The 23805-nt window shown below is 68.8% G+C and carries 19 protein-coding genes; 7 read left to right on the top strand and 12 right to left on the bottom strand.

Features of this window, described 5'->3' with window-relative positions:
- Position 1: 1 nt before the first annotated feature.
- A complete protein-coding gene (locus VGC77_RS17665) occupies positions 2-1474 on the bottom strand; it encodes an EAL domain-containing protein (protein WP_331172874.1) in 1473 nt (490 codons plus the stop codon).
- Positions 1475-1673: 199 nt separating this feature from the next.
- A complete protein-coding gene (locus VGC77_RS17660; RefSeq protein WP_331172873.1) occupies positions 1674-3017 on the bottom strand; it encodes an aspartate aminotransferase family protein in 1344 nt (447 codons plus the stop codon).
- A 221-nt stretch (positions 3018-3238) separates the two neighbouring features.
- On the opposite strand from VGC77_RS17660, the gene VGC77_RS17655 reads away from it, so the two are divergent.
- Entirely contained in the window at positions 3239-4849 is a 1611-nt protein-coding gene (locus tag VGC77_RS17655) for a HisS family protein (protein ID WP_331172872.1), read from the top strand.
- Positions 4850-5001: 152 nt separating this feature from the next.
- Positions 5002-6033: a DNA polymerase III subunit delta gene (gene holA, locus VGC77_RS17650; protein WP_331172871.1), complete on the top strand. Its 1032-nt coding sequence runs from the start codon at positions 5002-5004 to the stop codon at positions 6031-6033.
- 476 nt (positions 6034-6509) lie between these two features.
- Here holA and VGC77_RS17645 read toward each other — a convergent pair whose 3' ends face one another.
- From VGC77_RS17645 to mnmE, 5 genes are all read right to left on the bottom strand, one after another.
- Positions 6510-7379, bottom strand: coding sequence for a ParB/RepB/Spo0J family partition protein (locus VGC77_RS17645; protein ID WP_331172870.1), 870 nt, complete (start codon positions 7377-7379; stop codon positions 6510-6512).
- A 23-nt stretch (positions 7380-7402) separates the two neighbouring features.
- Positions 7403-8224 (bottom strand): ParA family protein, encoded by an 822-nt coding sequence (locus VGC77_RS17640; RefSeq protein WP_331172869.1) that lies wholly within the window; start codon positions 8222-8224, stop codon positions 7403-7405.
- 38 nt (positions 8225-8262) lie between these two features.
- Positions 8263-8901: a 16S rRNA (guanine(527)-N(7))-methyltransferase RsmG gene (gene rsmG, locus VGC77_RS17635; RefSeq protein ID WP_331172868.1), complete on the bottom strand. Its 639-nt coding sequence runs from the start codon at positions 8899-8901 to the stop codon at positions 8263-8265.
- Positions 8898-10769 (bottom strand): tRNA uridine-5-carboxymethylaminomethyl(34) synthesis enzyme MnmG, encoded by a 1872-nt coding sequence (gene mnmG, locus VGC77_RS17630; RefSeq protein ID WP_331172867.1) that lies wholly within the window; start codon positions 10767-10769, stop codon positions 8898-8900. Before mnmG ends, rsmG begins: the two co-directional genes overlap by 4 nt.
- A gap of 74 nt (positions 10770-10843) precedes the next feature.
- The gene (gene mnmE / locus VGC77_RS17625) at positions 10844-12169 is read right to left on the bottom strand and encodes a tRNA uridine-5-carboxymethylaminomethyl(34) synthesis GTPase MnmE (RefSeq protein ID WP_331172866.1); all 1326 of its coding nucleotides are present in this window, start codon (positions 12167-12169) and stop codon (positions 10844-10846) included.
- 38 nt (positions 12170-12207) lie between these two features.
- Here mnmE and VGC77_RS17620 point away from each other — a divergent pair, with 38 nt between their 5' ends.
- The gene (locus VGC77_RS17620; RefSeq protein ID WP_331172865.1) at positions 12208-14208 is read left to right on the top strand and encodes a thioredoxin domain-containing protein; all 2001 of its coding nucleotides are present in this window, start codon (positions 12208-12210) and stop codon (positions 14206-14208) included.
- Positions 14209-14366: 158 nt separating this feature from the next.
- Here the strand turns inward: VGC77_RS17620 and VGC77_RS17615 are convergent, their stop codons facing one another.
- Positions 14367-15659 carry a L,D-transpeptidase gene (locus tag VGC77_RS17615; protein ID WP_331172864.1) on the bottom strand — a complete coding sequence of 431 codons (1293 nt, stop codon included), beginning with the start codon at positions 15657-15659 and terminating at the stop codon, positions 14367-14369.
- Positions 15660-16026: 367 nt separating this feature from the next.
- Here VGC77_RS17615 and VGC77_RS17610 point away from each other — a divergent pair, with 367 nt between their 5' ends.
- The 3 genes from VGC77_RS17610 to VGC77_RS17600 all read left to right on the top strand — a co-directional run bounded on the left by VGC77_RS17610 (position 16027) and on the right by VGC77_RS17600 (position 18412).
- Positions 16027-16668, top strand: coding sequence for a TetR/AcrR family transcriptional regulator (locus VGC77_RS17610; RefSeq protein WP_331172863.1), 642 nt, complete (start codon positions 16027-16029; stop codon positions 16666-16668).
- An 89-nt stretch (positions 16669-16757) separates the two neighbouring features.
- Positions 16758-17927 carry a 23S rRNA (adenine(2503)-C(2))-methyltransferase RlmN gene (gene rlmN, locus VGC77_RS17605; RefSeq protein ID WP_331172862.1) on the top strand — a complete coding sequence of 390 codons (1170 nt, stop codon included), beginning with the start codon at positions 16758-16760 and terminating at the stop codon, positions 17925-17927.
- Positions 17928-17974: 47 nt separating this feature from the next.
- Positions 17975-18412 carry a hypothetical protein gene (locus VGC77_RS17600; protein ID WP_271169080.1) on the top strand — a complete coding sequence of 146 codons (438 nt, stop codon included), beginning with the start codon at positions 17975-17977 and terminating at the stop codon, positions 18410-18412.
- Positions 18413-18418: 6 nt separating this feature from the next.
- Here VGC77_RS17600 and VGC77_RS17595 read toward each other — a convergent pair whose 3' ends face one another.
- The 4 genes from VGC77_RS17595 to VGC77_RS17580 form a co-directional block, all read right to left on the bottom strand.
- The gene (locus VGC77_RS17595) at positions 18419-20200 is read right to left on the bottom strand and encodes a DEAD/DEAH box helicase (protein ID WP_331172861.1); all 1782 of its coding nucleotides are present in this window, start codon (positions 20198-20200) and stop codon (positions 18419-18421) included.
- 196 nt (positions 20201-20396) lie between these two features.
- Positions 20397-20996 carry a GNAT family protein gene (locus tag VGC77_RS17590; RefSeq protein WP_331172860.1) on the bottom strand — a complete coding sequence of 200 codons (600 nt, stop codon included), beginning with the start codon at positions 20994-20996 and terminating at the stop codon, positions 20397-20399.
- A 188-nt stretch (positions 20997-21184) separates the two neighbouring features.
- Positions 21185-22003 carry a transglutaminase family protein gene (locus VGC77_RS17585; protein ID WP_331172859.1) on the bottom strand — a complete coding sequence of 273 codons (819 nt, stop codon included), beginning with the start codon at positions 22001-22003 and terminating at the stop codon, positions 21185-21187.
- 126 nt (positions 22004-22129) lie between these two features.
- The gene (locus tag VGC77_RS17580) at positions 22130-22828 is read right to left on the bottom strand and encodes a tetratricopeptide repeat protein (RefSeq protein ID WP_331172858.1); all 699 of its coding nucleotides are present in this window, start codon (positions 22826-22828) and stop codon (positions 22130-22132) included.
- Between the two features lie 166 nt (positions 22829-22994).
- Between VGC77_RS17580 and VGC77_RS17575 the strand changes: the two genes are divergently transcribed.
- Positions 22995-23805: gamma-glutamyltransferase (locus VGC77_RS17575; RefSeq protein WP_331172857.1), on the top strand; the 811-nt coding region annotated here is incomplete at its 3' end.

Here is a 23805-nt window from a genome sequence, read left to right as displayed (position 1 = left end):
TTCAGTTCGGGCCGGCGGCGCGGCGCACCAGCGCGGCATTGCCGGTGACGCGCTTCGGATCGATCCGGCCGATCTCGGTGCGGGAGGCCTTGCTGGTGTCATTGGGTCCCCGTTGCTCGTGGTCCGGCGCGGTTGCCGCGTGGCCGTTGGTGGCGGCGTCCGGCCGCAGCGGCCGCGGCGCCGCGAACAGGAAGCCCTGCCCGAACCGCACGTCGAAATCCAGTAGATCGACCACCGCGCGCTCGCCCTCGATGCGCTCGGCGATCAGATCGATGCCGAAGCGGCCGAGCAGATCCGACAGATCCGCCGGGTGGATGTTGGCCTCCGGGGTCTCGCTCTGCAGCATCAGCGCCGCCGGCACCTTGATGAAGCGCACGCCGCGGTCGGCGAGGTCGCGCGGATCGAACCGCAAATCGGTGACGTGGTCGATCGAGAAGCGATAGCCGCGCTGCGCCAGCGCCGCGACGTGTTCGATCTCCATCGGCCCGAGCGCGCGGAACGCGTCCTGCTTGAACTCGATGACGAAGGAGCCGGCCAGCCCGCGGTTGGCCTCGAGAAATTCCAGGCATTGCCCGAAGGTGTCGACATTGCCGAGCGTCGAGGCGGCGATGTTGCAGAACACCCCGACCTCCTTGTTGCGCACCATCAGCCGGCGCAGCACCTGCATGCAGCGCAGCAGTAGCGCGTGGTCGATCTTGCCCATCAGCTGCGCGGCTTCCGCGGCGGGGATGAACTCGTCGGCGGTCAGCACCCGGTCATTGTCGTCGCGCAGCCGCGTCACCGCCTCGTAAAACCGCACCTTGCGCTGCGGCAGCGAGACGATCGGCTGCAGATAGATGTCGACGCGGTTGGCCTCGATGGCGTTCTTCACCAAGGCTTCGAGCTGCGGCTCGCCGCGCGGCGGCGGCGCTTGCACCGCGGCGGGCTCGCCGACCGGCTCGGCGATCACGGTGCGGGCGATCTGCGCGCTGACCGGCTCGGCGTCGCGCGGCGGCACCACGATCGGCGGCGCCTCGCCGCGCGGCGTGGCCGGCGGCTCTGGCTTTGCCACCGCAGGCGGCGGCGCGGCGGCCAGCAGGTCCTCATGGCCGGCGACGGTGTTGGCCAGTTGCTTGACCATGGCGCCGAGTTCGCTGATTTCGCCGAGCACGGTCTGGATCCGGTCGGCCTCCTTGGCCGGCAGCGTGCCGGGCGCCCGGCCTTCCAGCGCGGACAGCCTGCGGCTGAATTCGGCGACCTGGCGCGCCAGATCGCCGATGCCGCGCGACAGATCCGCGACCTGGCCGGAAACGTCGCTGCGGTCGCGCAGCCGCATCGCCACCGCATTGTACAGCGCCAGGAAGGTCAGCGTGGTCACCGCCACGATCGCCGATTCGCCGAAGCTGAACCGAGCCATCGAATACAGCACCATGCCGAGCGAGGCCGAGACCAGCACCATGCAGATGGCGATGAATATCGTGGAAATACGGATCATCGAACGCGGACGTTTCTCCGAGGCAAGGCCCGGCCAGGTGGATTACCGCTGGCCATCAGATCATGCCCCAAATGATAAAGCCGCGCATCCCGGTCGAAACCGGCCCCAGCTACGGAATGCGCAGCAGACGCAACTGTTGCGCCATCATTGGTGATTCGGCGGGCGAGTCCACTGCTTTCGTCCGCCGATCACAGGAGCTTCAGGCCACCGCGCGAATCACCTTGGCGACCTTGCCGGCGATTTCGCCGATCTGGTCCTCGCTGACGATCAAAGGCGGGGTCAGCGCCAGCGTATCGCCGGCGATCCGCATCATCAGATCGTGGTCGTGGAAGCCGCGATTCAGCGCATCATAGCCGCGGGTGCCGGCGGCCTCCGCGCGCGGCGCGAGATCAATGCCGGCGGTCAGCCCCACGGTGCGGATATCCACCACATTGGGCTCGTTCTTCAGCGACATCACCGCCTCGGCCCAGATCGGCTCGAGCTTCAGCGCGCGCTCGAACAACTTTTCGTCGCGATAGATATCCAGCGTGGCAAGGCCGGCGGCGCAGGCCAGAGGATGCGCCGAATAGGTGTAGCCGTGGTACAGTTCGCAGGCATATTCCGGGCCGGTCATGAAGGCGTCATGGATGGCGTCGCGCACCAGCACCCCGCCCATCGGCACCGCGCCGTTGGTGACGCCCTTGGCGAAGGCCAGCAGATCCGGCGTCACCCCGTAGCGTTCCGCGGCGAAGGCGTAGCCGAGCCGGCCGTAGCCGGTGATCACCTCGTCGAAGATCAAGAGGATGCCGTGCTTCTGGGTGATCTCGCGCAGCCGCTTGAGATAGCCCTTCGGCGCCGGCAGCACGCCGGTGGAGCCCGACATCGGCTCGACGATCACCGCGGCGATGGTGTTGGCGCCGTGCAGCGCCACCAGATCTTCCAGCGCCTCGGCGAAATGCACGCCGTAGTCCGGCTCGCCGATGCTGAAGGCTTGCTTGGCGCGGTCATAGGTGGCCGGCAAATGGTCGACGCCGGCGATCAGATTGCCGAACATCTTGCGATTGGCGCCGATGCCGCCGACCGCGGTGCCGCCGAAGCCGACGCCGTGATAGCCGCGTTCGCGGCCGATGAATCGGGTGCGCGAGCCCTCGCCGCGGATCTGGTGATAGGCCAAGGCGATCTTCAGCGCGGTGTCGTCGGCCTCGGAGCCGGAGTTGCAGAAGAACACCTGCTCAAGCCCCGCGGGCGCCAACTGCGCGATCCGGCTGGCGAGTTCGAACGCCTTCGGCTGGCCGAACTGGAACGGCGGCGAGAAATCCAACTCCTCGGCCTGCTTGGCGATCGCCGCCGAGATTTCCTTGCGGCCGTGGCCGGCGTTGCTGCACCACATCCCGGAGGCGCCGTCGATCACCTTGCGCCCGTCGCTGGTGAAATAATGCATGTCCTTGGCGCCGACGATCATTTTCGGCGCCTGCTTGAACGCGCGATTGGCGGTGAACGGCATCCAGAATGCCGCCAGATCGTTCGGCACGTTGACGGCGGGCGCAGAGCTTTTGTCGAGCATAGGGATCCTCATGGGGAGCGCGGGGCGCATCGGGCCAAGCCGGCCGGCGATCGACGCACAGGCTATCAGCTTCGCAGGCCCACGGAAACGCCGCCAGCCCATCTATTTCAGCGGGGCATATATCCGCTGCGAAGGCGGCGGATTTGCGCCGGATCCGACAACCCCAGCTTGCTGTGCGCGGGGTCGGCTGCTACCAACCCGACCTCAGAGTGAAGGCGAAAATGGCTGAAAAACCCAAAAAACCCCAGAAACTGCGCGCCCGGCTGCCGCGCGGCCTGGCCGATCGCGGCCCGGCCGAGCTGGCGGCGACCCGCGCCATGGTCGAGACCATCCGCGCGGTCTATGAGCGCTACGGCTTCGAGCCGGTGGAGACCCCGGCGTTCGAATTCACCGACGCGCTCGGCAAGTTCCTGCCCGACCAGGACCGACCCAACGAGGGCGTGTTCTCGTTCCAGGACGACGACGAGCAATGGATCTCGCTGCGCTACGACCTCACCGCACCGCTGGCGCGTTACGTGGCGGAGAATTTCGACCAGCTTCCGAAGCCCTACCGCAGCTACCGCAACGGCTATGTCTACCGCAACGAGAAGCCCGGCCCGGGCCGGTTCCGCCAGTTCATGCAGTTCGACGCCGACACGGTCGGCTCAGCTTCGCCGGCCGCCGACGCCGAAATGTGCATGATGGCGGCGGACGCGATGGAAGCCTTGGGCATCCCGCGCGGGTCCTATGTGGTGAAGGTCAACAACCGCAAGGTGCTCGACGGGGTGATGGAGTCGATCGGGCTCGGCGGCGAGGAGAACGCCGGCCGCAGGCTGACGGTGCTAAGGGCGATCGACAAGCTGGATAAGTTTGGCCTGGGCGAGGTTGCAAGACTACTCGGCCCGGGCAGACTTGATGAGAGCGGCGATCTCACTGATGGAGCCAATCTGTCCGACGAACAGATCGGAGTCGTGCTCACCTACGTACAAGGCGGCGACAAAATCACCGTAGAGTTCGAGGCGCGAGACCGCGTTCGAGAGCGCCCGCGAGTTACAGTCAATATTGATACAGGGCATGGGTCTCCGCCTGTAGATGATCCTGGCGCGCCGTTCGATTACTACGATAACGAGTCGCGGGTTGAGCGAATGAGGCGGACCTTGGCAGACAATGCGCTCTATCATGCGGGGCTCGACGAATTGGCTGAGATATCCCGCCTATGTGCTAGTTCCGGATATTCGCAGCACCAAATTTCGGTCGATCCCTCCGTCGTCCGCGGCCTCGAATACTACACCGGCCCGGTCTATGAGGCCGAGCTCACCTTCACGGTCAGCGACGACAAGGGTCAGCCGATCCAGTTCGGTTCGGTGGGCGGGGGCGGGCGCTATGACGGGCTGGTCGGCCGCTTCATGGCGGAGAACACGCCTGCGACCGGCTTCTCGATCGGCGTCTCCCGTCTGCTCGCGGCGCTCCGCGCGCTTCAGGGTCCGGAGGCGCCGCGCCCGCTCGGTCCCGTGGTCGTGCTGGTGCTCGACCGCGACCAGATCGGCCGCTCGATGGCGCAGGCCGCGACGCTGCGCGCAGCCGGAATTTCGGCCGAGGTCTATCTCGGCGCGTCGGGCATGAAGGCGCAGATGAAATATGCCGACCGGCGGAAAAGCCCCTGCGTCGTTATCCAGGGCTCGGACGAGCGCGACAAAAGCGAGGTTACGCTGAAGGATCTGATAGCCGGCTCAGCAGCGGCCGCAGCCATCACCGATCGTGCGGAATGGACGGAAAGCCGCCCGGCGCAGGTGACGGTTGCGGAGGAGCGTCTGGTCGAGGAAGTCCGGGCGATCCTGTCGCGGCACGAGTAGACGCGCCGACTCCGCCGGATTGGGCTGAACGTTGCGTGTCTGGGTTCCGGCCCTTCGGCCGGAACGACGTCGATGAGCATGTTGCCAACCTCGGCATCGATCCTCCCCCGCCCGCTTGACGCCGCCCCCCCAGCCCCCGCACCGTCCGCCCCATGGTTGCGATCAAAGCTTCAGCCGTCGACGCCTTCCTCTCGCGGCCGCAAGCCGACGCCTACGCCGTGCTGCTCTATGGGCCGGACGCCGGCCTCGTCGCCGAGCGCGCGGCGAAGCTGGCGGCGCGGGCGGTCGAGAATTCCGACGATCCCTTCGCGCTCATTCGCCTCGACGGCGACGAGCTCGCCGGCGACCCCGGCCGGTTGGCGGACGAGGCCCGAACCATCGCGCTGTTCGGCGGCAAGCGGGCGATCCGGGTGCGCGTCGGTGGCCGGGCGATCGTCTCGGCCGTCGAGGCGCTGCTCTCGGGACCGCCGCCGGAATCGCTCACCGTGATCGAGGCCGGCGACCTCAAGAAGAACGCCCCGTTGCGGGCGCTGTGCGAAAAGCACGCCCACGCCGCGGCGCTTCCCTGCTACGCCGACGAGGCGGCGGGCCGCGAACGCCTGATCGACGAGGAGATGCGCGCGGCGAACCTCACGATCTCACCCGACGCGCGATCGCTGCTCTCGGCCCATCTCTCCGCCGATCGCATGGCTGCGCGCGAGGAGGTGAAGAAGCTCTGCCTCTATGCGATGGGCGCGGGCCGGATCGAGCCGGACGACATCGTCGCGGTGATCGCCGATGCGGGCGAGGTCGGCATGGACGAGGCGGTCGACGCCGCCTTTTCCGGTCGCGCCGCCGACACGGCGGCCGCGCTCCGCTCGCTCCGCACGGGGGGGACGCCGACCTCCGTGGTGCTGATGGCGGCGCTGCGCCACGCGCTTGCGCTTCACAAGATGCGCGGCGACGTCGACGGCGGACGGTCGGCCCGTTCCGTGGTCGAAAGCGCCGGCGGCGCGATCCACTTCCGCCGCAAGGAATCTTTCGAGCGCGCGCTCTCGCGCTGGACATCGCAGCGCCTGATCGAGGCGGTGACGCGCCTCGCCGACGCCGTCGCTCTGTCGCGCAAGTCCGCCGCGATCGGCGAAGCGGCGTCGGAGCGTGCGCTGCTCGCGATCGCAAGCGAGGCCGCGCGGGCGGGGCGATAGGCGCGCCGCTGCTCAAAATTAACCACCGCCATCGTCCTCCGGCTCGACCGGAGGACCCATGCTTGAGCGGAGCGCTCAACGTCCGAGAAGGGTGGTCCGGTTAAGTCGGACCCCGACGGCTGGGAGGTTCGCGTGTAAGTTGTAGGTCCCAGTGAAATCGCGAGTCGTTCAGAGAGTCACCGGCGGCGTTTTCCGAGGTCGTGTGGACGATCGGACGTCCGGAGAGGAAATCGCGCCTGCGGCCTCCTGAAGCCCGCGGCGCGGCTCGCGCCATTTCCGGAGGTTCGGACCATGTGGAAAGGCCTTTGACGGCCTTGCGCGACGCCCGATCACGCCCTCAGCCGTCGTTCCGGCCGAAGTGCCGGGACCCGGACGCAGGGGCGGCGCGCCGGACTGAACTCAGGTGACGCGTCCGGATTCCGGCATTCCGCTTCGCTCCAGCCGGAATGACGGCGGCCCCGATGACGCGCCTGATCTCAGCCCCTGAGTCGGCGCAGCACCAGTTCAAGCTGGTCAAGCGAGGCGAAGCGGATCGAGAGATCGCCGCCGGTCCCGCGCGGGGTCAGCGTCACCTCAAGGCCGAGCGCCTCTCCAAGCTCCGTCTCCAGCGCGCGGATGTCGGCGTCCTTCTCGACCGGGGCTTTTCGCGGTCGGCCGAGACTCTTCACTTCGGGCGCGCGCGCCATCGCCTCGACGTCGCGCACGGAGAGGCCGCGCGCCACCACCTTGTCGGCGACGGAGGCGGGGTCGGGCAACGAAAGCAAAGCACGGGCATGGCCGGCTGTGAGCGCCCCCGCCGCGACGTGGTTCTTCACCGCGTCCGGAAGCTTCAGCAGGCGCAGCGTGTTGGCGATATGACTGCGGCTCTTGCCGATGACGCGCGAGAGATCCTCCTGCGTGTAGGAGAACTGCGCGACGAGTTGCTCGTAGCCCGCGGCTTCGTCGATGGCGTTGAGATCGGCGCGCTGCACGTTCTCGACGATCGCGATCTCCAGCGCCTCACGCTCGGTGACGTCGAGCACCACGATCGGAGCGTCGTGCACGCCTGCCCGCTGCGCCGCCCGCCAGCGGCGCTCGCCGGCGATAATCTCGTAAGCCTCCCCCTCGCCTGGAACACGGCGAACGAGGATCGGCTGGATCACGCCCTTCTCGCGCACCGAGGAGGTGAGCTCCTCCAGGTCGTCCTCGCGGAACGAGCGGCGCGGGTTCGTCTTGCTCGGCCGGAGGTTGGCGATCGCCGCGCGGCGCTGCGGCCTCGCGCGCTCCATCACCGACGATTCCTCGCCGACGTCCCCGATCAGCGCGGCCAGCCCGCGGCCCAGTCGCGAGCGCTGCGGCTCATCCATGGTCTGTTCCTTCCGGGTCGCGCTCATGCCGCCCTCAACAGGCGTTCGCGCTGGATGACCTCCGAGGCGAGCTTCAGATAGGCTTGGGAGCCTTGGCATTTGAAGTCATAGAGCAGCACCGGCTTGCCGTAGGAGGGCGCCTCGGAGACCCGCACGTTTCGGGGAATCATGGTCTCATAGACCTTGTCTCCCATGAACTGGCGGACGTCGGCGACCACCTGGCTGGAAAGGTTGTTGCGCGGGTCGAACATCGTCAGCACGACGCCGTGGATGGCGAGCTTCGGATTGAGCGTCGTGCGCACCTGCTCCACGGTGCGGAGCAGCTGGCTGAGGCCTTCCAAAGCGAAGAACTCGCACTGCAGCGGCACCACGATGGCGTGGGCCGCGGCCATCGCGTTGATCGTGAGCAGGTTGAGCGAAGGCGGGCAGTCGACCAGCACATAGGTGAAGCGCGGCTCGCCCCCGGCGTGATGGAGCGCAGCGACCGCCTCGCGCAGCCGGAACACGCGATCCTTCTCGGAAGCGATCTCCAACTCGACCCCGAGCAGGTCCATCGTCGACGGCGCCACATAGAGGCGCGGCACGGCGGTTTCGTGCACCGCCTCGCGAAGCGTGGCGTCGCCCACCAGGACGTCATAGGTCGAGAGTTTGCGCGCCTTGCGGTCGATGCCGAGCCCGGTGGAGGCGTTCCCCTGCGGATCGAGATCGACGATCAGCACGGTTTCGCCGATGGCGGCCAGCGCCGTTCCGAGGTTGATCGCGGTGGTCGTCTTGCCCACGCCGCCCTTCTGGTTGGCGAGCGTCAGCACGCGGGGCGCGCCGGGGGGGAAGGCTGAGGAGAGCATAGCGGTCGACTCCGTCGCGTCCTCGCGCGAAATCATGCCTACCGTGGGCCGTCGAACCCGTCGATCCGCACGATGCGGGCCTCAGCGTCCGTCAGACTCGGATGAAGCGAGGCGTTGAATCTCCAGCATTCCTGCGCTGCGGTCAATTCGGCCTCGACCTCGCGACCCTTTGGGAACAGGCCGACGGCGCCGGTTTTCAACAGCGGACTGGCGTGGCCAAGCAGTTCCGACAGCGAGGACAGCGCGCGGGCGCTGACGACGTCGGCGGCTTCGATCGCCTTTCCGACCACCGCGTCGGCGCGAGTGGCGTGGATGACGGCGCCAACGCCCATCGCGCGAGACGCCTCGCGAAGGAACGCCGCTTTCTTGACGTTGCTCTCCACGAGATGCACGGACGTCCCGGGCAGCGCCGCCGCGACCACCAGGCCCGGGAAGCCCGCCCCGGAGCCGAGATCGACCCAGACTTCTGGTTTTGTCGGGGCGAGAGCCAGAAGCTGAAAGCTATCTGCGACGTGGCGGGTCCAGACGAAGGGCAGGCTGGCGGGCGCGACAAGATTCATCGTCGCCTGCCAGCGATCGAGCATGAAGACGAGTTGGTCGAGCCGAGCCAATGTTTCACGTGAAACATTGATCACTTTCCGCGCGGCGGCGCGGTCGGCCGTGCGGTCCGACGTCACGCCGAAGCCCGGCGCACGCGCGACGAAAGCAGGGCGAGCGCGGCGGGCGTCATGCCCTCGATCCGGCCTGCCTGTCCGAGCGTCCGCGGAGAAACCCGCGACAGCTTCTCCGACAGTTCGGCCGAAAGACCTGCGATCGCGCGATAGTCGATGTCGCGGGGCAGCGTTGCGTCTTCCTCCGCCCGGTGACGGCGGATGTCGGCCTCCTGGCGGTCGAGATAGACCGCATAGGACGCCTCGATCTCCATCTGCGCGAAGGTCGCGTGCTCGATCGTAGCGAGTTCGGGCCACAGGCGGACGACCTCGTCGCGCCCGACCGAGGGAAGGGCGAGAAGGTCGAAGGCGCTGCGCCGCCGCCCATCGCGATTTACGGCGATCCCGGCGCGCTCGGCCTCGGTCGGCGTGACTGAAAGCGAACGAGCGAGCGCCTCGGCGGCCCGCAGGCTGCCGGCTTTGCGCCGGAACGCGGCGGCGCGCTCCGGGCCGACGCAGCCCAGCGCGTCGCCGCGCTCGGTCAGTCGGAGATCGGCGTTGTCGGCCCTCAGCGACAACCGGTATTCGGCGCGCGAGGTGAACATGCGGTAGGGCTCCGTGACGCCGCGCGTGACGAGGTCGTCGACCATCACGCCGAGATAGGCCTCCGCCCGATCAATGACGACGGCATCGTCGCCGCCCGCCCGCCGTGCGGCGTTGAGGCCGGCGAGCAGCCCCTGCGCGCCCGCCTCCTCGTAGCCGGTGGTGCCGTTGATCTGGCCGGCGAGGAACAAGCCGCGGAGCTTCTTGAGCTCCAGCGTCGGATCGAGCTCCCGTGGGTCGACATGATCGTATTCGATGGCGTAGCCCGGCCGCAGGATTTCGGCGCGATCCAGTCCCGGCATTGTCCGGACGAGCGCGCGTTGCACCTCCTCCGGAAGCGAGGTCGAGATTCCGTTCGGATAGATCGTCGGGTCGTCGAGGCCCTCCGGCTCCAGAAAGATCTGGTGGCCGTCGCGGTCGCCGAAGCGGACGACCTTATCCTCGATCGACGGGCAGTAACGCGGGCCGCGGCTTGCGATCTGGCCAGAATACATCGGCGAGCGATCGATGTTCCGTCGGATGACGTCGTGCGTCTCGGCCGTGGTGCGGGTCACGTGACAGCAGACCTGTCGAGTCGTGATGGCGTCAGTCAGCGTCGAGAAAGGCTCGGGGAGGGCGTCGCCCGGCTGCTCCTCCAGCTCCGCAAAATCGATGGTTCGGCCGTCGAGCCTGGGCGGGGTGCCGGTCTTCAGCCGTCCGAGCGTAAGGCCAAGCGCCTCGAGCCGGACTGACAGGCCGAGCGCCGGCGCCTCGCCGGCGCGGCCGGCGGGGATCGTCCGCTCGCCAATATGGATCAGTCCGCGCAGGAAGGTGCCGGTCGTCAGCACGACGGCGCGGGCGGCGAGGCGGCGTCTGTCGCCCAGCACGACGCCGGTGACCGTGCGGCCATCGACCGAGAGGTCGTCGACCTCGCCCTCCACGATCGTCAGCCCCGCCTGAGCGGCCAGCGCGGCCTTGATCGCGGCGGCGTACAGACCGCGGTCCTGTTGCGCGCGCGGGCCGCGAACGGCCGGACCTTTGCTGCGGTTCAGCACGCGGAACTGGATGCCGCCCGCGTCGGCGCAGCGGCCCATCAGCCCGTCGAGCGCGTCGATCTCACGGACGAGATGGCCCTTGCCGAGCCCGCCGATCGCTGGATTGCACGACATCGCCCCGACGGTCGCTGCGCTGTGGGTGACCAGCGCCGTCCGCGCGCCAATCCGCGCCGCCGCCGCCGCCGCCTCGCAGCCCGCATGGCCCCCGCCGACGACGATGACGTCGAAGTTTCCATCGAAGGCGGAAAGGTTGCTCATAGCGGGTGCTTAGGGCCACTTCGCCGGTCGCGCAATGTTTCACGTGAAACAGCGTCCGCGGCGTGGCTATTCGCTCATTTTCCGATGCAGAATGAGGCGAATAGCCGGTCGAGAACGTCCTCGACGCCGACGCGGCCCGTGATGCGGCCGAGCTCTTCCGCGGCTCGGCGCAGCAGTTCGGCGACGATTTCGTCGGCGAGGTCGTCCCAATCGGACAGGCACCGGTCGAGCGCCGCGACGGCGGTCCGCAGCGCGTCTCGGTGCCGCGCGCGCGTCGCCCCCACGTCCTTCGACGACAGCGCGTCCCGCGCCGCGGCGGCGATCGCTGAGATCAGGACGTCCAGGCCCGCGCCGGTCCTGGCGGAGATGCTGTGATTCGCGTCGGCGAAAGGCTGGTCCGCGAGGTCGATCTTGTTCACCACCCGCCAGACCGTACCGCGGATCTCAGGCTCGGCCCTATCCGCGGGATCCTCCAGCCACAGCACGAGATCGGCGGCAGCCGCCTGCTGGCCTGCGCGCCGCACACCCTCGCGCTCAGCCGCGTCGCCGGTGTGGCGGATCCCCGCCGTGTCGACGAGGATGACAGGCAGCCCTTCGAGATCAAGATGAACCTCGATGACGTCGCGCGTCGTTCCGGGCTCGGCGGCGACGATCGCCGCCTCACGCCGCGCCAGCGCATTCAGCAGCGACGACTTGCCGGCGTTCGGCCGCCCGACGATCGCGACGCGGAACCCGTCGCGCAACCGCTCGGCCCTGGTGTCGGCAAGGGCCGCGTTCATGTCGGCTGCGAGCGTCGCCAGTTCCTCGCGCGCAAGGCTTCGCGCGTGCTCCGTGACGTCGCCCTCGTCGGAGAAGTCGATGCCGGCCTCGACCAGCGCCATCGCCGAGATCAGTTGCTCCCGCCAGCCTTCGATCCGCGCGGACAGAGCGCCGGAGCTCTGCAACAGCGCCTGCCGCCGCTGGCTCTCGGTCTCCGCCGCCAGCAGGTCGGCGAGGCCCTCCACCTCGGCGAGGTCCATGCGGCCCGACAGGAAGGCGCGGCGGGTGAACTCGCCGGGCTCCGCCATCCGCACGCCCTTGACCGAGAGCACGGCGTCGAGCGTCGCCGCGACAGTCGCGCGCCCACCGTGTATCTGCAGCTCGCACAGATCCTCCCCCGTCGCGCTCGCAGGACCCGGCAGCCAGAGGGCGACGCCCTGGTCGACGACCTCTGAAGTCCGCGGGTCGCGCAACGCCCGGAACGAGGCGCGCCGCGGCGCCGGCCGCGCGCCCGCCAGAGCATCGAGCGTCGCGCCCGCTTGGGGGCCAGAGATGCGGATCACCGCGATCGCTGCTCGGCCCGGCGCGGTCGAGAGCGCGGCGATCGTGTCACGGCCGCCGGACGCGCTAGATTGGTTCATAAAGAGCCCCCGACCCGCAAAGGACAGTTCGCGAACCCATGTCCAATCGCCTCGCCCTTTCGGCCAGCCCCTATCTCCTGCAGCACGCGCAGAATCCCGTCGACTGGTGGGAGTGGTCGCCGGAGGCCTTCGACGAGGCGAAGCGGCTCAACCGCCCGGTATTGCTGTCGATCGGGTACGCCGCCTGTCACTGGTGCCACGTCATGGCGCATGAAAGCTTCGAGGACGAGGACGTCGCGGCCGTCATGAACGAGCACGTCGTCGCGATCAAGGTCGACCGCGAGGAGCGGCCAGACGTCGACCAGATCTATATGGCCGCGCTTCATGCCCTCGGCCAGCAGGGCGGCTGGCCTTTGACGATGTTCCTCACCCCCGACGCCGAGCCGTTCTGGGGCGGAACATATTTCCCCAGAACTCCGGCCTATGGTCGACCGGGCTTTCCCGACGTCGTCCGCACCATCGCAGGCGTCTTCCGCGACGAGCCGGGCCGCATCGTCGCGAACGCAGCCGCGATCGCGGAGCGCCTGCGGCCGCAGGGACCGGCGGCGGAGGCCTTCGGTCCGGCGGAGCTCGACGAGGTCGCCCGCCGCGTCGCGCGGGCGTTCGATCCGGTGTCCGGGGGCTTCCCGGGCGGGCCGAAATTTCCCCAGGCCGGCGTGCTCGACATGCTGCTTCGCGCCGGCAGGCGCACCGGCGAGGCGGAGCTCGCCGCTCCCGCCGTCCTCACCCTGCGGCGGATGGCGCGCGGCGGCATCCACGATCATCTCGGCGGCGGCTTCGCGCGCTACTCGGTGGACGATCGCTGGCTCGTCCCGCACTTCGAAAAGATGCTCTACGACAACGCCCAGCTGCTGACGCTGTTTGCAGGCGTGGGCCGCGAGACCGGCGACCGGCGCCTGCTCGCCGCGGCGCATGGGATCATCGACTGGCTCGCACGCGAGATGACGACCAATGGCGCGTTCGCCGCGAGCCTCGACGCCGACAGCGAGGGGGTCGAGGGCAAGTTCTACGTCTGGCGGCGTGACGAACTGGACAAAGTTCTGGGCCAGGACGACGCGGCCTTCGCGTCGGCTGCGCTCGACATCACCCCACACGGCAACTGGGAGGAGGTGTCGATCCCCAACCGGCTCACCGAGCCGGACGACCTGGTCGTCGATGACGACCGGCTGCGGTCGGTCTCCGCCCGGCTGCTCGCCGCCCGCGAGGCGCGGGTGCGCCCCGGCCGCGACGACAAGATCCTCGCCGACTGGAACGGCCTGATGATCGCAGCCCTCTCCGAAAGCGCCGGAGCGCTCAACCGCTCTGACGCCCTCGAAATGGCCCGGACCGCCTTCGATTTCGTCGCCTCGACGATGGCGAAAGGCGAGCGCCTCGGCCATGCCTGGCGGGACGGGCGGCTGGTCTATCCCGGCTTCGCCACCGACTACGGCGCGATGGCGTTGGCGGGGCTCGCTCTTGCCGGCGTCACCGGCGAGACCGCATTCCGAGACGCTGCGGCGGGGTGGATCGACGCGGCGCTCGCGCACCACCGCAATCCGAACGGGCCCGGCTTCGCTGTCGACGCCGACGACGCGCCGCCCCTCGTCACACGGCCGGAGGCGCTGCTCGACGAGGCTCTGCCAAGCGGCACGGCGCTCCTGCTCTCAGCCTCGATCCGGCTCGCGACCTTCGACGCGGACGAGGATTTCCTGACGCGCCTCGACGGCGAGATCGCAGCCCTGATGGGACGGATGGCGGCGAACCCCGTCGGCCATGCGGGGCTTCTCAACGTCCTCGACGAGCGGCTGCGACTGGCTTCGATCGTGGTGGTGGGCGAGGGCGACCTCGCGGAGGCCCTTCACGCCGAGGCGCTGGCGCTGCCCGCCTCGGAGCGCGTGGTCCGTCGGACGCCGTCGCTCGACGCGCTCCCCGAAAGGCACCCTGCGCGGGCCGGGCGCGAACAGGTCGGCGCCTATGTCTGCGCCGGGTCTCGATGCTCGCCGCCGGTGACGGTGCCGGGCAAGCTCGCCGAGACGGCCCGCGCGATGGGACGGGCGTAGCTCCTACCGCCAATAAGGCGCGAGGCACGGGCGCGATTTGCGAGCCGGTCCCCGACGCCTGCGATCTGCTCTCCGCTGGGGGAGAGGGTAAGGCCAGTCTGCGTCACCTCCGGCTTGACGACCCGACCACCCATCCGGCCGGCGGGCTCGAGGCAGGATCACCGCACTTCGGCGCGGCGTTCGCTGATCAGGGGGATGCGCCGGGTCGGCTCCTGCAGGATGTCCTGCTGCGCGGGCGCCTCCGCCACCGGCGCCTCGGGGCCGGCGTCCGCCGGGTCGGCTGGCGCGATCCCTTCCGGCTCGCGGAACTCGACCGGCACGCCGGGCTTCACGAGGCCCGCGAGCTCGCGAGCGTCCCAGTTGGTCAGGCGCACGCAGCCGTGGCTGTTGGTCTTGTCGATCTTGGAGGGCTCCGGCGTGCCGTGCATGCCGTAGGTCGGCTTGTCGAGCCCGACCCAGGTCGCGCCCACCGGGCCGTTCGGACCAGGGGGCAGACGGAGCGCGCTGGTGTTGGCTCCCTGCACGAAGTTGACCTTCGGCCGGTACCAATAGTCCGGATTGATCGCGATCGCCTTGACCGCATGAATTCCTGTCGGCGACGGCAGATCCGCGCTGCCGATCGTCGCGGGGTAGGCGACGACCAGATGGCCGGTCGCGTCGTAGCCGCGGATCTGCTTGCGGCCCTTGTCTGCGATGATGCTCGTCACCTGCGCCTTCAGCGGCTTGCCGGGGTTCGCCACCATGATCTCGGCTCCCGCCTCGGCGAACGTCACATCGGGATTGATCCGGCGGAGGAATGCCTCGTCCATATGGAAGCGCTCGGCCAGCATCTCGGCCGCGTCGCGATAGTAGAGTCCGGCGAGCTGGGCCTGCTCGGCGTAGTCCTGCGGCATTGTCGGGATGAACGGCCCGGCCACGTCCTCGGGGGTTATCGTGTAGGGCGTCAGCACCGGCTCGGCCGAACTGCTCTCGAGCGCCGCCCAGAGTTCGGCGTCGATCTGGCCGTCGACCTTGTGGCCGAACATCTCCTCGACGGCCATCACGCCCTTGACGACGTTGTCGCCGAACAGGCCATCGATCACGCCCGGCGACGCGTTGTTGCGGTCGAGCAGAACCTGCAGCTTGATCATCCTGGGATCGGAGCGCTGGCCCTTCGGGTAGGGGTCGGGCGTGAAAACGGCGTCGTTCGCGAGCGTTATGAGCAGGTCGACAGGATAGCTGTCGCTGGCTGCGGGCGGCTGCTTGCGGGGCGCCGCTGGACGGGGCGCCAGAGGCGCCGGCTGGCTCGGCGGTCCGAGCGGCGCGCTTTCGATCGAGCCGGTGACGTCCGCCGCTCTCAGATTCTCGGAGCCGAGCAGCGCGCCGATCGGATCGCCGGCCTGGGCGGAGGCCGGGAGCGCCGCGAGCGCGACCGCCAGCGCGAGGGCTGCTGAAGACAAGGACTGCGCCACGGCGGAACTCCGGAACTCAACGCGACGTCGACCGCACAATGGCGGCCCTTCGGCAGCTTGGCCGAACAAGGTAAACGAATGCCTTCGACCTGACGTGCCGAGCGCGACAAGCGAGCCTCGATCACTGGACGGCGCTGCGGCGCGTCGCTAAAGGTTGCATAACGAATGACCGAACCGTTCGGTCAATTCTCGACATTTGCGCGGCGAAGGCCTAGATATGACCGAACCGTTCGGTCAATTGTTCACTCAGGAAAGAGCGCAGCGCGCCATGACTAGCCGTCCCTCGGATTGCGCGGAATCCGCTCTTGAGCGAGGCTCGGACGCGCTGGCGTCAACAGGCCTGCGGACAGGACGGCGTCGGATCGGGATGGAAAGCGAGACCGCGACGGCGCCGGCGGCGGACGCCTTGGACAGCGCGAAGCGCCGTCAGATCCTCGACGGCGCTCGCCAGGTTTTCCTTGCGCAGGGCTTCGACGCGTCCAGCATGGGCGAGATCGCCAAGGCCGCCGGCGTTTCGAAAGGGACCCTGTACGTCTATTTCGACAGCAAGGAAGAGCTTTTCGCAGCGCTGGTGAAGAGCCAGTGCGCCCAGACCGCGGAGCGGCTGTTCGAGCTCGACGCCGAGAAGCACGATGTCCGCGACGCGCTGCGGCGGCTCGGCCTCAGCTTCGTCGACGCGATGCTTGAGCCATCCCATGTCTCGACGGTCCGGATGGTGATCGGCGCCGCCGACCGCCAGCCGGAGATCGGCCAGCTGTTCCTCCAGGCCGGCCCGCGTCAGGGCTGGGCTCGGCTGACGGAATGGCTCAAGCTCAAGGTCGAGCATGGCGATCTCGTCATCGACGACCCGGAGGTCGCGGCCAAGCAGTTCCTCACCATGTCCCACGGCGCAGTGATGATGCCGGTGCTGATCGGCGCTGAGCCCGCGCCGCCGGCCGAGCGCATCGAATACCTGGTCAACAAGGCGGTCGATGTCTTCATGGCCGCCTACGGTCCCCGAAACGCTTGAGCCGCGTGGTCGCCTTCGCTCTCCGTCCGTGATAGGAACGCCGCTGTTTCCGACCGCCCGGACTTGATCGACCGACGCATCCGAACGTCATGACGCTGCTCGACATCTCCAGAAACCTCGACATCCCGCCGCAGCCTGCGCCCGCCGCGGCGAAGCCGTCGCTCGTCGGCCTGACGCGCGCGCGGCTGGGCGAGGCGCTTGCCTCCGTCGGCGTGGCGGAACGTCAGATCAAGATGCGCTCGGGCCAGCTCAACCACTGGATCCACAATCGCGGCGCGACGTCATTTGATGAAATGACCAGCGTCTCCAAGGATTTACGGATCCTGCTCGCCGACGCCTTCACGCTTGGCCGGCCGGAGATCGTCTCCGAGCAGATCTCGTCCGACGGCACCCGCAAATGGCTGCTCCGCATGCCGGCGCAGGGCCCGCGCACGAGGCCTGCGGAGATCGAGACTGTCTATATCCCCGAGGAAGGCCGCGGCACCCTCTGCGTCTCCAGTCAGGTCGGCTGCACCCTCACCTGCTCGTTCTGCCACACAGGCACACAGGTTCTGGTGCGTAACCTGACGGCGGCCGAGATCGTCGCGCAACTGATCGTGGCGCGCGACAGGCTCGGCGACTGGGACGGAGGGCGTTTCGTCACCAACATCGTCTTCATGGGTATGGGCGAACCGCTCTACAATCTCGACGCCGTGCGCGATGCGATCGCGGTGATCGCCGACGGCGAAGGCCTCGGAATCGGCCGGCGCAAGATCACGGTTTCGACATCGGGCGTCGTGCCCGAGATGCGCCGCCTCGGCGAGGAGACCGGCGCGCAACTCGCGATCTCGCTCCACGCGGTCCGTGACGACCTCCGCAACGAACTGGTGCCGATCAACAGGAAGTACCCGATCGCCGAGCTTCTCGACGCGTGCCGGACCTATCCCGGCGCCTCGAACGCGCGCCGCATCACCTTCGAATACGTCATGCTGAAGGGCGTCAACGACAGTCCTGCCGACGCCCGCGAACTGGTCAGGCTCTTGAGCGGAATGCCCGCCAAGATCAACCTGATCCCGTTCAATCCTTGGCCCGGCAGCCCGCATGAATGCTCCGATTGGGCGACGATCGAGCGGTTCTCCGAGATCGTGTTCCGTGCGGGCTACGCAAGCCCGGTCCGGACGCCGCGGGGGCGTGACATTTCGGCGGCCTGCGGGCAGCTGAAGTCCGAGACGCAGCGGATGCGCGCGAAGGAGCGCGAGGCGCTTGCCGCCGCGGAATAGGCGCCTCCCGACGCCGAACGGACTGGCGCCGGCGGCGTTCTGAAAACATGCTTCCTCGCCTCGTAGCCCGCATCCTGCTCGCCCCGCTCGGTTTCGTGTGCGGGTTGTTTGCTGGCGTTGCGATGCTGGCGTTCATGTCGAGCGACGAGCTCGCGGCGGTGGCGCGCTTCCCCGACGAGGTGATGCTGCTCGGCTACGACATGTCGGTGACGACGGCGACGCTGTGCTTCCTGCTCGCTCCGCTGATGGGCGCGCCGGCCATCGTCGCGATCCTGATCGCTGAGATGTTCTCGATCCGGTCGTGGGTCTATCACGCCGTCGCCGGCGCCATGACGGCCGTGCTGCCCTGGTCTCTGACGCCAAGCGGGTTCGACGCGCCGATGTTCAACGCCGGCCAGATCCTCGCCTGTGGTTTCGTCGGCGGCCTGACGCACTGGCTGATCGCCGGGCGCTCGTCGGGTCTCGCGCCGCCTATCGAACCCTGAATATCCTCAGGTGCGTCGCGCCTTGGCGCCGTGCTTGAACGGCTTCGGCTGGCCGGCGGGACGCTCGGCGCGATCGTGGCGCGGTCGTTCGCGCTTCTCGCGCGGCTGCGCGGGCGCAGCATAGGCGGGCTTTGCGTAAGGCGGCCGGGCGCGCGGGGCCGGGGCGCGGCGCTCCTCGCCGCCGCCGACGTCGAGGCGAGAGATCACGACGTCGCCCTTCTCGGCCCGGAGCGCGGAAGCTGCGAAACCCTCGGCGACGTCAGCCGCGATCTCGACCTTGCTCTCGACATCGAAGATGCGGATGGCGCCGATCTCCTTGCGCGTGATACCGCCACGGCGGCAGATCATCGGAAGCAGCCATTTCGGGTCGGCGTTCTGCTTGCGTCCGACCGCAAGGCGAAACCAGACGCTTGCGCCGAACGGTCCGCGACGCTCGGCCGGTTCGGCCGTCGAAGTCCCGGCGCGGTGGCCAGGCTCCGGGCGATCGCGGAACGACGTCGAGCGGTCGCCGGGGTCGGCGACCTCTTCGGCCGCGGGAAGGCGCGCGCGGTGCAGGCGGGCGAGCGCCACGGCGATCTGCTCCTGCGAGCTCATGGCCATCAGGATGCGCGCGAGCGACAGATCCTCGTCCGTCGCAGGTTCGGTGAGCGCCGGATCGCCGAGCAGACGCTGCTGATCGAGCGCGCGGATCTCGTCGGCGGTCGGCGGGCCGCTCCAGACCGGCACGACGCCGGCCTCCACCATCATCGTCTCCGCCTTGCGGCGGCGCGAGGCGGGCACGAGCAACACGCTCACGCCCTTGCGTCCGGCGCGCCCGGTGCGCCCGCTGCGGTGCTGGAGGATCTCCGCATCGTGCGGTAGATCGGCGTGGATCACGAGGCCGAGGTTCGGCAGGTCGATGCCGCGCGCGGCGACGTCGGTCGCGACGCAGACCCGCGCCCGGCCGTCGCGCAGCGCCTGAAGCGCGCGGTTGCGCTCCGCCTGGCCGAGCTCCCCGGAGATCAGCACGGCGTCGAAGCCGCGCTCGGAAAGCGTCGCATGCAGACGGCGCACGGCTTCGCGGGTGGCGCAGAACACGATGGCGGCCGGCGCGTCCGCCTGGCGCAGCAGGTTTACGACGACGTTGCCGATCTCGCGCGGATGAACGCGAACGGCGCGATGCTCGATGTCGGCGTGGCCGCCGGCATGGGCCGCCGCTTCGACGCGCGCGGCGTCGCGCTGGAAGCGCCGCGCGATCTGGACGATGGCCTCCGGCAGCGTCGCGGAGAACAGGAGGGTGCGGCGGCCGACAGGCGTCGTCTCGAGGATAAATTCGAGCTCCTCACGGAAGCCAAGGTCGAGCATCTCGTCGGCCTCGTCGAGAACGACGGCCTTCAGCTCGGAGACGTCGAGCGCGCCGCGTTCGATATGATCGCGCAGGCGGCCGGGCGTGCCGACGACGATATGCGCGCCGAGTTCGAGACGGCGCCGCTCGGCGCGGGGGTCCATGCCGCCGACGCAGGCGACGATGCGTCCCTGCGCCTTGGCGTAGAGCCAGACCAGTTCGCGCTCGACCTGAAGCGCGAGCTCCCGCGTCGGAGCGACGACCAGCGCGAGCGGCTTCGCGGCCTGGCCGAGGCTTCCCGCGGCGTCGAGCAGCGTTTCGCCCAGCGCCAGTCCGTACGCCACGGTCTTGCCGGACCCGGTCTGCGCCGAGACGAGAAGGTCGCGCCCCGCTACCTCACGGGCAAGCACCTGCTTCTGGACGGGAGTCAGGTCGTCATAGCCGCGCTCGGACAGAGCGCGCATAAGCGGGGACGGGGAGGACGGCAGGAGCACGGGGGGTCTGCTTTCGATGAGCGCAAGGCGATAGGCAGGCGCGCGATGCGCCGGCTCAGCCGCGATCCAAAAAGGAATTGCGGTGCCTCATACGCTCTTTCGCCCGCAGAAGCCATGGAGGCTTGCGCCAGGCTGACCCTCGAATACCGGAGGCGCCGCCGTCGAGTCAGCGCGGCGTTTCGAGAAGCCATGTCAGATGGGAGCGCACCGCCGGCCATTCCGAGGGGATGATGCTGTAAACGCAGGTGTCGCGGATCGTGCCGTCCTTCGCGCGCTGGTGGTTTCGCAGCACTCCGTCCAGTCGCGCCCCCAGCCGCTCGATCGCGCGCCGGCTCTGCTGGTTGAGAAAATGCGTGCGGAACTCGACGGCCAGGCAGCCGAGGTCGTCGAAGGCGCGCGCGAGCAGCAGCAGCTTGGCCTCGGTGTTGAGACCGGTCCGCTGGACGCTGCGGGCGTACCACGTCGAGCCGATCTCGACGCGGGGGCCCGCGACGTCGATGTTCATGTAGGTCGTCATGCCGACGATCCGGCCGCTCGGCCGTTCGATCACCGTAAAGGGCAGCATCAAGCGGTCGGCCTGCAGGGCGAGACGGCGCGCGATCTCGCGCTCCATGTCCTCGGGCTTTGGAGCGCTCGTGTACCAGAGCCGCCAGAGCTCGCCGTCACGCACCGCATCGCACAGCCCGGGATGATGCTCCTGAGACAGCGGAGCCAGTTCGACATGGCGGCCGGTCAACGTGACCGGGACGATCGGCGTTCCGGTCATCGGACGAGCCCGCCGCCGGGGATTGAGTCGGAGCGCCGGAGCACGGGGCGGAGGCGGCGTTGAATGCTGATCTGCGGCAACACGTATCGTCCCATCTCGCGGTCGCGGTCTTGAACGCCTACCCAAAGACCTGGCCGGACGCCAGCCGCGGGATGGACGTCTCGTTTCAATCGTGAGGCTCGATGGGGTCATCCCGCCGGGACGCGATCGACCTCGTATGTCCACACCCTGAACGACGTCAGCGTGTGGGGGCCGAAAGAGTTGATGAGCGGAACGTCGGCGGCGTCACGCCCGCGGGCGACGACGATCCTGCCGATCCGGGGAATGTTGTTGCGGGGATCGAAGGTGCGCCATGCGCCTCCGACGAAAACTTCGATCCAGGCGCTGAAGTCCATCGGGTCGACCACGGGAACCCCGATATCGCCCAGGTGGCCGTTGACGTAGCGGGCGGGGATGTTGAGGCAGCGGCAGAGCGCCACCGCCAGATGCGCGAAGTCGCGGCAGACCCCGACGCGTTCGTTGAAGGCGTCGAATGCAGTGCGGGTCGAGCGCGCCTGCTGGTAGTCGAAGGCGATGTGAGCGTGGACGAAGTCGCATATCGCCTGGACGCGGCCCCAGCCGGGCGCCAGATGGCCGAACAGGTCCCAGGCCGCCTGGCTCAGCCGGTCGGTCTCGCAGTAGCGGCTGCCCATGAGGTAGACGAGCGTGTCGTCCGGAAGGTCGGCGACTGGCCATTCCTCGGCGTCGGGAAGCGCGACGTCCGGCAGGCCGTCGTCCTCGATCGTGGCGTCGCCCCACAGCTTGAAATCGCCGACTGGGACCACGAGCCGGCGGCAGCGGTTGCCGAACAGGTCGCGGTAGGTCGTCGTGGGTGTGATCGGGGTGGTGAAGACCTTCTCGGGATCGCGGATGTCGGCCATCCGGTCGTCGTGCACCGAGAGCAGGCACACGATCGGCGTCGGGGCCTGACAGTGCAGCGCGATCTCATAGCCGTAGCGGATCAGCATATTGGCGCTTCCAGGCGATGCGCATCAGGGGCTGAAATCACCCCCGACGGCGCATGTTGGCCGGAAGTCCGTTGATCCTATACGCTTTTGCGGCTGCTGGTTCCTGGAAACCGCGCAAATAGGACCTCAGCCCGCGATCTTCGCCTTGCCCCGCGGCGCGGTCTTCAATCTTTCGACCAGAGCAAGGTTCGCCTGCACCTTGTCGTCGGCCCTTGGGCTCGCGGCCGCAAGGCGAAGCGTGGCTTCGGCCTTCGCGAGGTCGCGGTTCAGCGCATAGGACAGGCCGAGGTTGGACAGGATCGCCGGGTCGCCCGGCGCGATCTTGAGGGCCGCTTCGTAATAGCCGCGGGCTTCTTCGCTGCGGCCGAGCTGATCGAGGATCGCTCCTTGAGCGTTCAGGATGCGCCAGTCCGGCGCGTCCGGAGTGTGGGCCCGCTCGAGCACGGCGAGCGCGTCATCGTAGCGGCCGACGTCGGCGAGCGCCCGGCCATAGGCGCCAAGGATCTGCTTCTGCTTGGGATTCCTGATGCTGGCGGCTTCGAGCACGGCAAGCGCCTGCGCCCGCTGCCCGAGCGCCCGAAGCGCCAGGCCGTAGCCGTAGCCGGCCGCGGCGTCGGACGGGTTCTTCTGATAGGCCTCGCCGTAGGACGCTGCGAGTTCGCGCCAGCGCGCCTCTCGCTGTTCCGGGGTCACGATCTCGCGGGTCGCGCTCGTCTTCATGATCGAGCCGGTGACCTCGCGATCGGCGTTGCAGCCTGCGAGCAGGCCCGTGAGCGCCGCCGCGGCGGCGAGCCTGAAGACGACCGAGGAGACGGTGACCGGCATGGGGGGAGGCCCTTGCGCCCGCTAGAAACAATCGGGCGACGCTGGTTAATCGTAATGATCGGTTAACCTTAAAAGCGAGTTAACGCCGGGGTAACTTTGGGTTAATCGGGCGACCAGGTTGTCGTCACGCCCGGCGAATATAGGCATGACGTTTACGGAGCGGCCGATGCGACGATCGATCCGCCTGGTCGCACCGCTGTTCGTGGCGTGGTTTGCGTTCGGGGCCGTCGCGCAGGAGGCGCGCCAGTCCTCCGACGCGTTCGCGCCGGAGATCGCGACCGGCCTCAAGCCGAAGCCTCTCGCCCGCGCCAGGAACTGGATGGTCGCGGCCGCGAACCCGCACGCCGCGGAGGCCGCAGCCGAGATGCTGCGGGCGGGCGGCGGCGCGGTCGACGCCGCAATCGCGGCGCAGCTGGTGCTCGGGCTTGTCGAGCCGCAGTCCTCCGGCCTCGGCGGCGGGGCCTTCCTCGTGCACTGGAGCGCCGCGACAAAGGGGCTGACGACATTCGACGGCCGCGAGACCGCGCCGGCGGCGGCGACGCCTGCGCTGTTCCAGGACGAGCATGGCGAGCCGCTCGGCTTCATGGACGCAGTGCTGGGCGGCCGTTCGGTCGGGACGCCGGGCACGCCGCGGCTGCTGGAGGCCGCGCACTGGCGGTTCGGCAAACTGCCCTGGGCCAAGCTCTTCGGCCCGGCTCTGGACCTGAGCGAGAACGGCTTCGAGGTCTCGCCGCGGCTCGCCGCCCAGATCGCGGCCGACGCAGGACGCCTTTCGCGCGACCAGGCGGCGGGCGCCTACTTCCTGCCCGGCGGCGCGCCGCTAAAGGCGGGCGATCGCCTGAAGAACCCGGCCTACGCCGAGACGCTGAAGGCGCTGCGCGACGGCGGGGCCGCGGCGTTCTATGCCGGGCCGATCGCCGACGACATCGTCGCCGCCGTCCGCGGCGCGCGGAATCCAGGCCTGCTCTCGGCCGCAG

It is taken from the genome of Rhodopseudomonas sp. (assembly GCF_036404135.1).
Lineage (GTDB): Bacteria > Pseudomonadota > Alphaproteobacteria > Rhizobiales > Xanthobacteraceae > Rhodopseudomonas_A.
The sequence above is the reverse complement of the archived record's forward strand: the minus strand, read 5'-3'. Positions and strand labels throughout refer to the sequence as shown.

What these genes read in the sequence shown, in the direction of transcription:
- VGC77_RS17620 (WP_331172865.1), top strand. Translation starts at nt 12,208, where the DNA reads ATGTCCAATCGCCTCGCCCTTTCGGCCAGCCCCTATCTCCTGCAGCAC.
- VGC77_RS17665 (WP_331172874.1), bottom strand. Translation starts at nt 1,474, where the DNA reads ATGATCCGTATTTCCACGATATTCATCGCCATCTGCATGGTGCTGGTC.
- VGC77_RS17610 (WP_331172863.1), top strand. Translation starts at nt 16,027, where the DNA reads ATGGAAAGCGAGACCGCGACGGCGCCGGCGGCGGACGCCTTGGACAGC.
- VGC77_RS17600 (WP_271169080.1), top strand. Translation starts at nt 17,975, where the DNA reads ATGCTTCCTCGCCTCGTAGCCCGCATCCTGCTCGCCCCGCTCGGTTTC.
- VGC77_RS17655 (WP_331172872.1), top strand. Translation starts at nt 3,239, where the DNA reads ATGGCTGAAAAACCCAAAAAACCCCAGAAACTGCGCGCCCGGCTGCCG.
- mnmG (WP_331172867.1), bottom strand. Translation starts at nt 10,769, where the DNA reads ATGAGCAACCTTTCCGCCTTCGATGGAAACTTCGACGTCATCGTCGTC.
- VGC77_RS17595 (WP_331172861.1), bottom strand. Translation starts at nt 20,200, where the DNA reads ATGCGCGCTCTGTCCGAGCGCGGCTATGACGACCTGACTCCCGTCCAG.
- VGC77_RS17660 (WP_331172873.1), bottom strand. Translation starts at nt 3,017, where the DNA reads ATGCTCGACAAAAGCTCTGCGCCCGCCGTCAACGTGCCGAACGATCTG.
- holA (WP_331172871.1), top strand. Translation starts at nt 5,002, where the DNA reads ATGGTTGCGATCAAAGCTTCAGCCGTCGACGCCTTCCTCTCGCGGCCG.
- rlmN (WP_331172862.1), top strand. Translation starts at nt 16,758, where the DNA reads ATGACGCTGCTCGACATCTCCAGAAACCTCGACATCCCGCCGCAGCCT.
- VGC77_RS17585 (WP_331172859.1), bottom strand. Translation starts at nt 22,003, where the DNA reads ATGCTGATCCGCTACGGCTATGAGATCGCGCTGCACTGTCAGGCCCCG.
- VGC77_RS17640 (WP_331172869.1), bottom strand. Translation starts at nt 8,224, where the DNA reads ATGCTCTCCTCAGCCTTCCCCCCCGGCGCGCCCCGCGTGCTGACGCTC.
- VGC77_RS17645 (WP_331172870.1), bottom strand. Translation starts at nt 7,379, where the DNA reads ATGGATGAGCCGCAGCGCTCGCGACTGGGCCGCGGGCTGGCCGCGCTG.
- VGC77_RS17580 (WP_331172858.1), bottom strand. Translation starts at nt 22,828, where the DNA reads ATGCCGGTCACCGTCTCCTCGGTCGTCTTCAGGCTCGCCGCCGCGGCG.
- VGC77_RS17590 (WP_331172860.1), bottom strand. Translation starts at nt 20,996, where the DNA reads ATGACCGGAACGCCGATCGTCCCGGTCACGTTGACCGGCCGCCATGTC.
- mnmE (WP_331172866.1), bottom strand. Translation starts at nt 12,169, where the DNA reads ATGAACCAATCTAGCGCGTCCGGCGGCCGTGACACGATCGCCGCGCTC.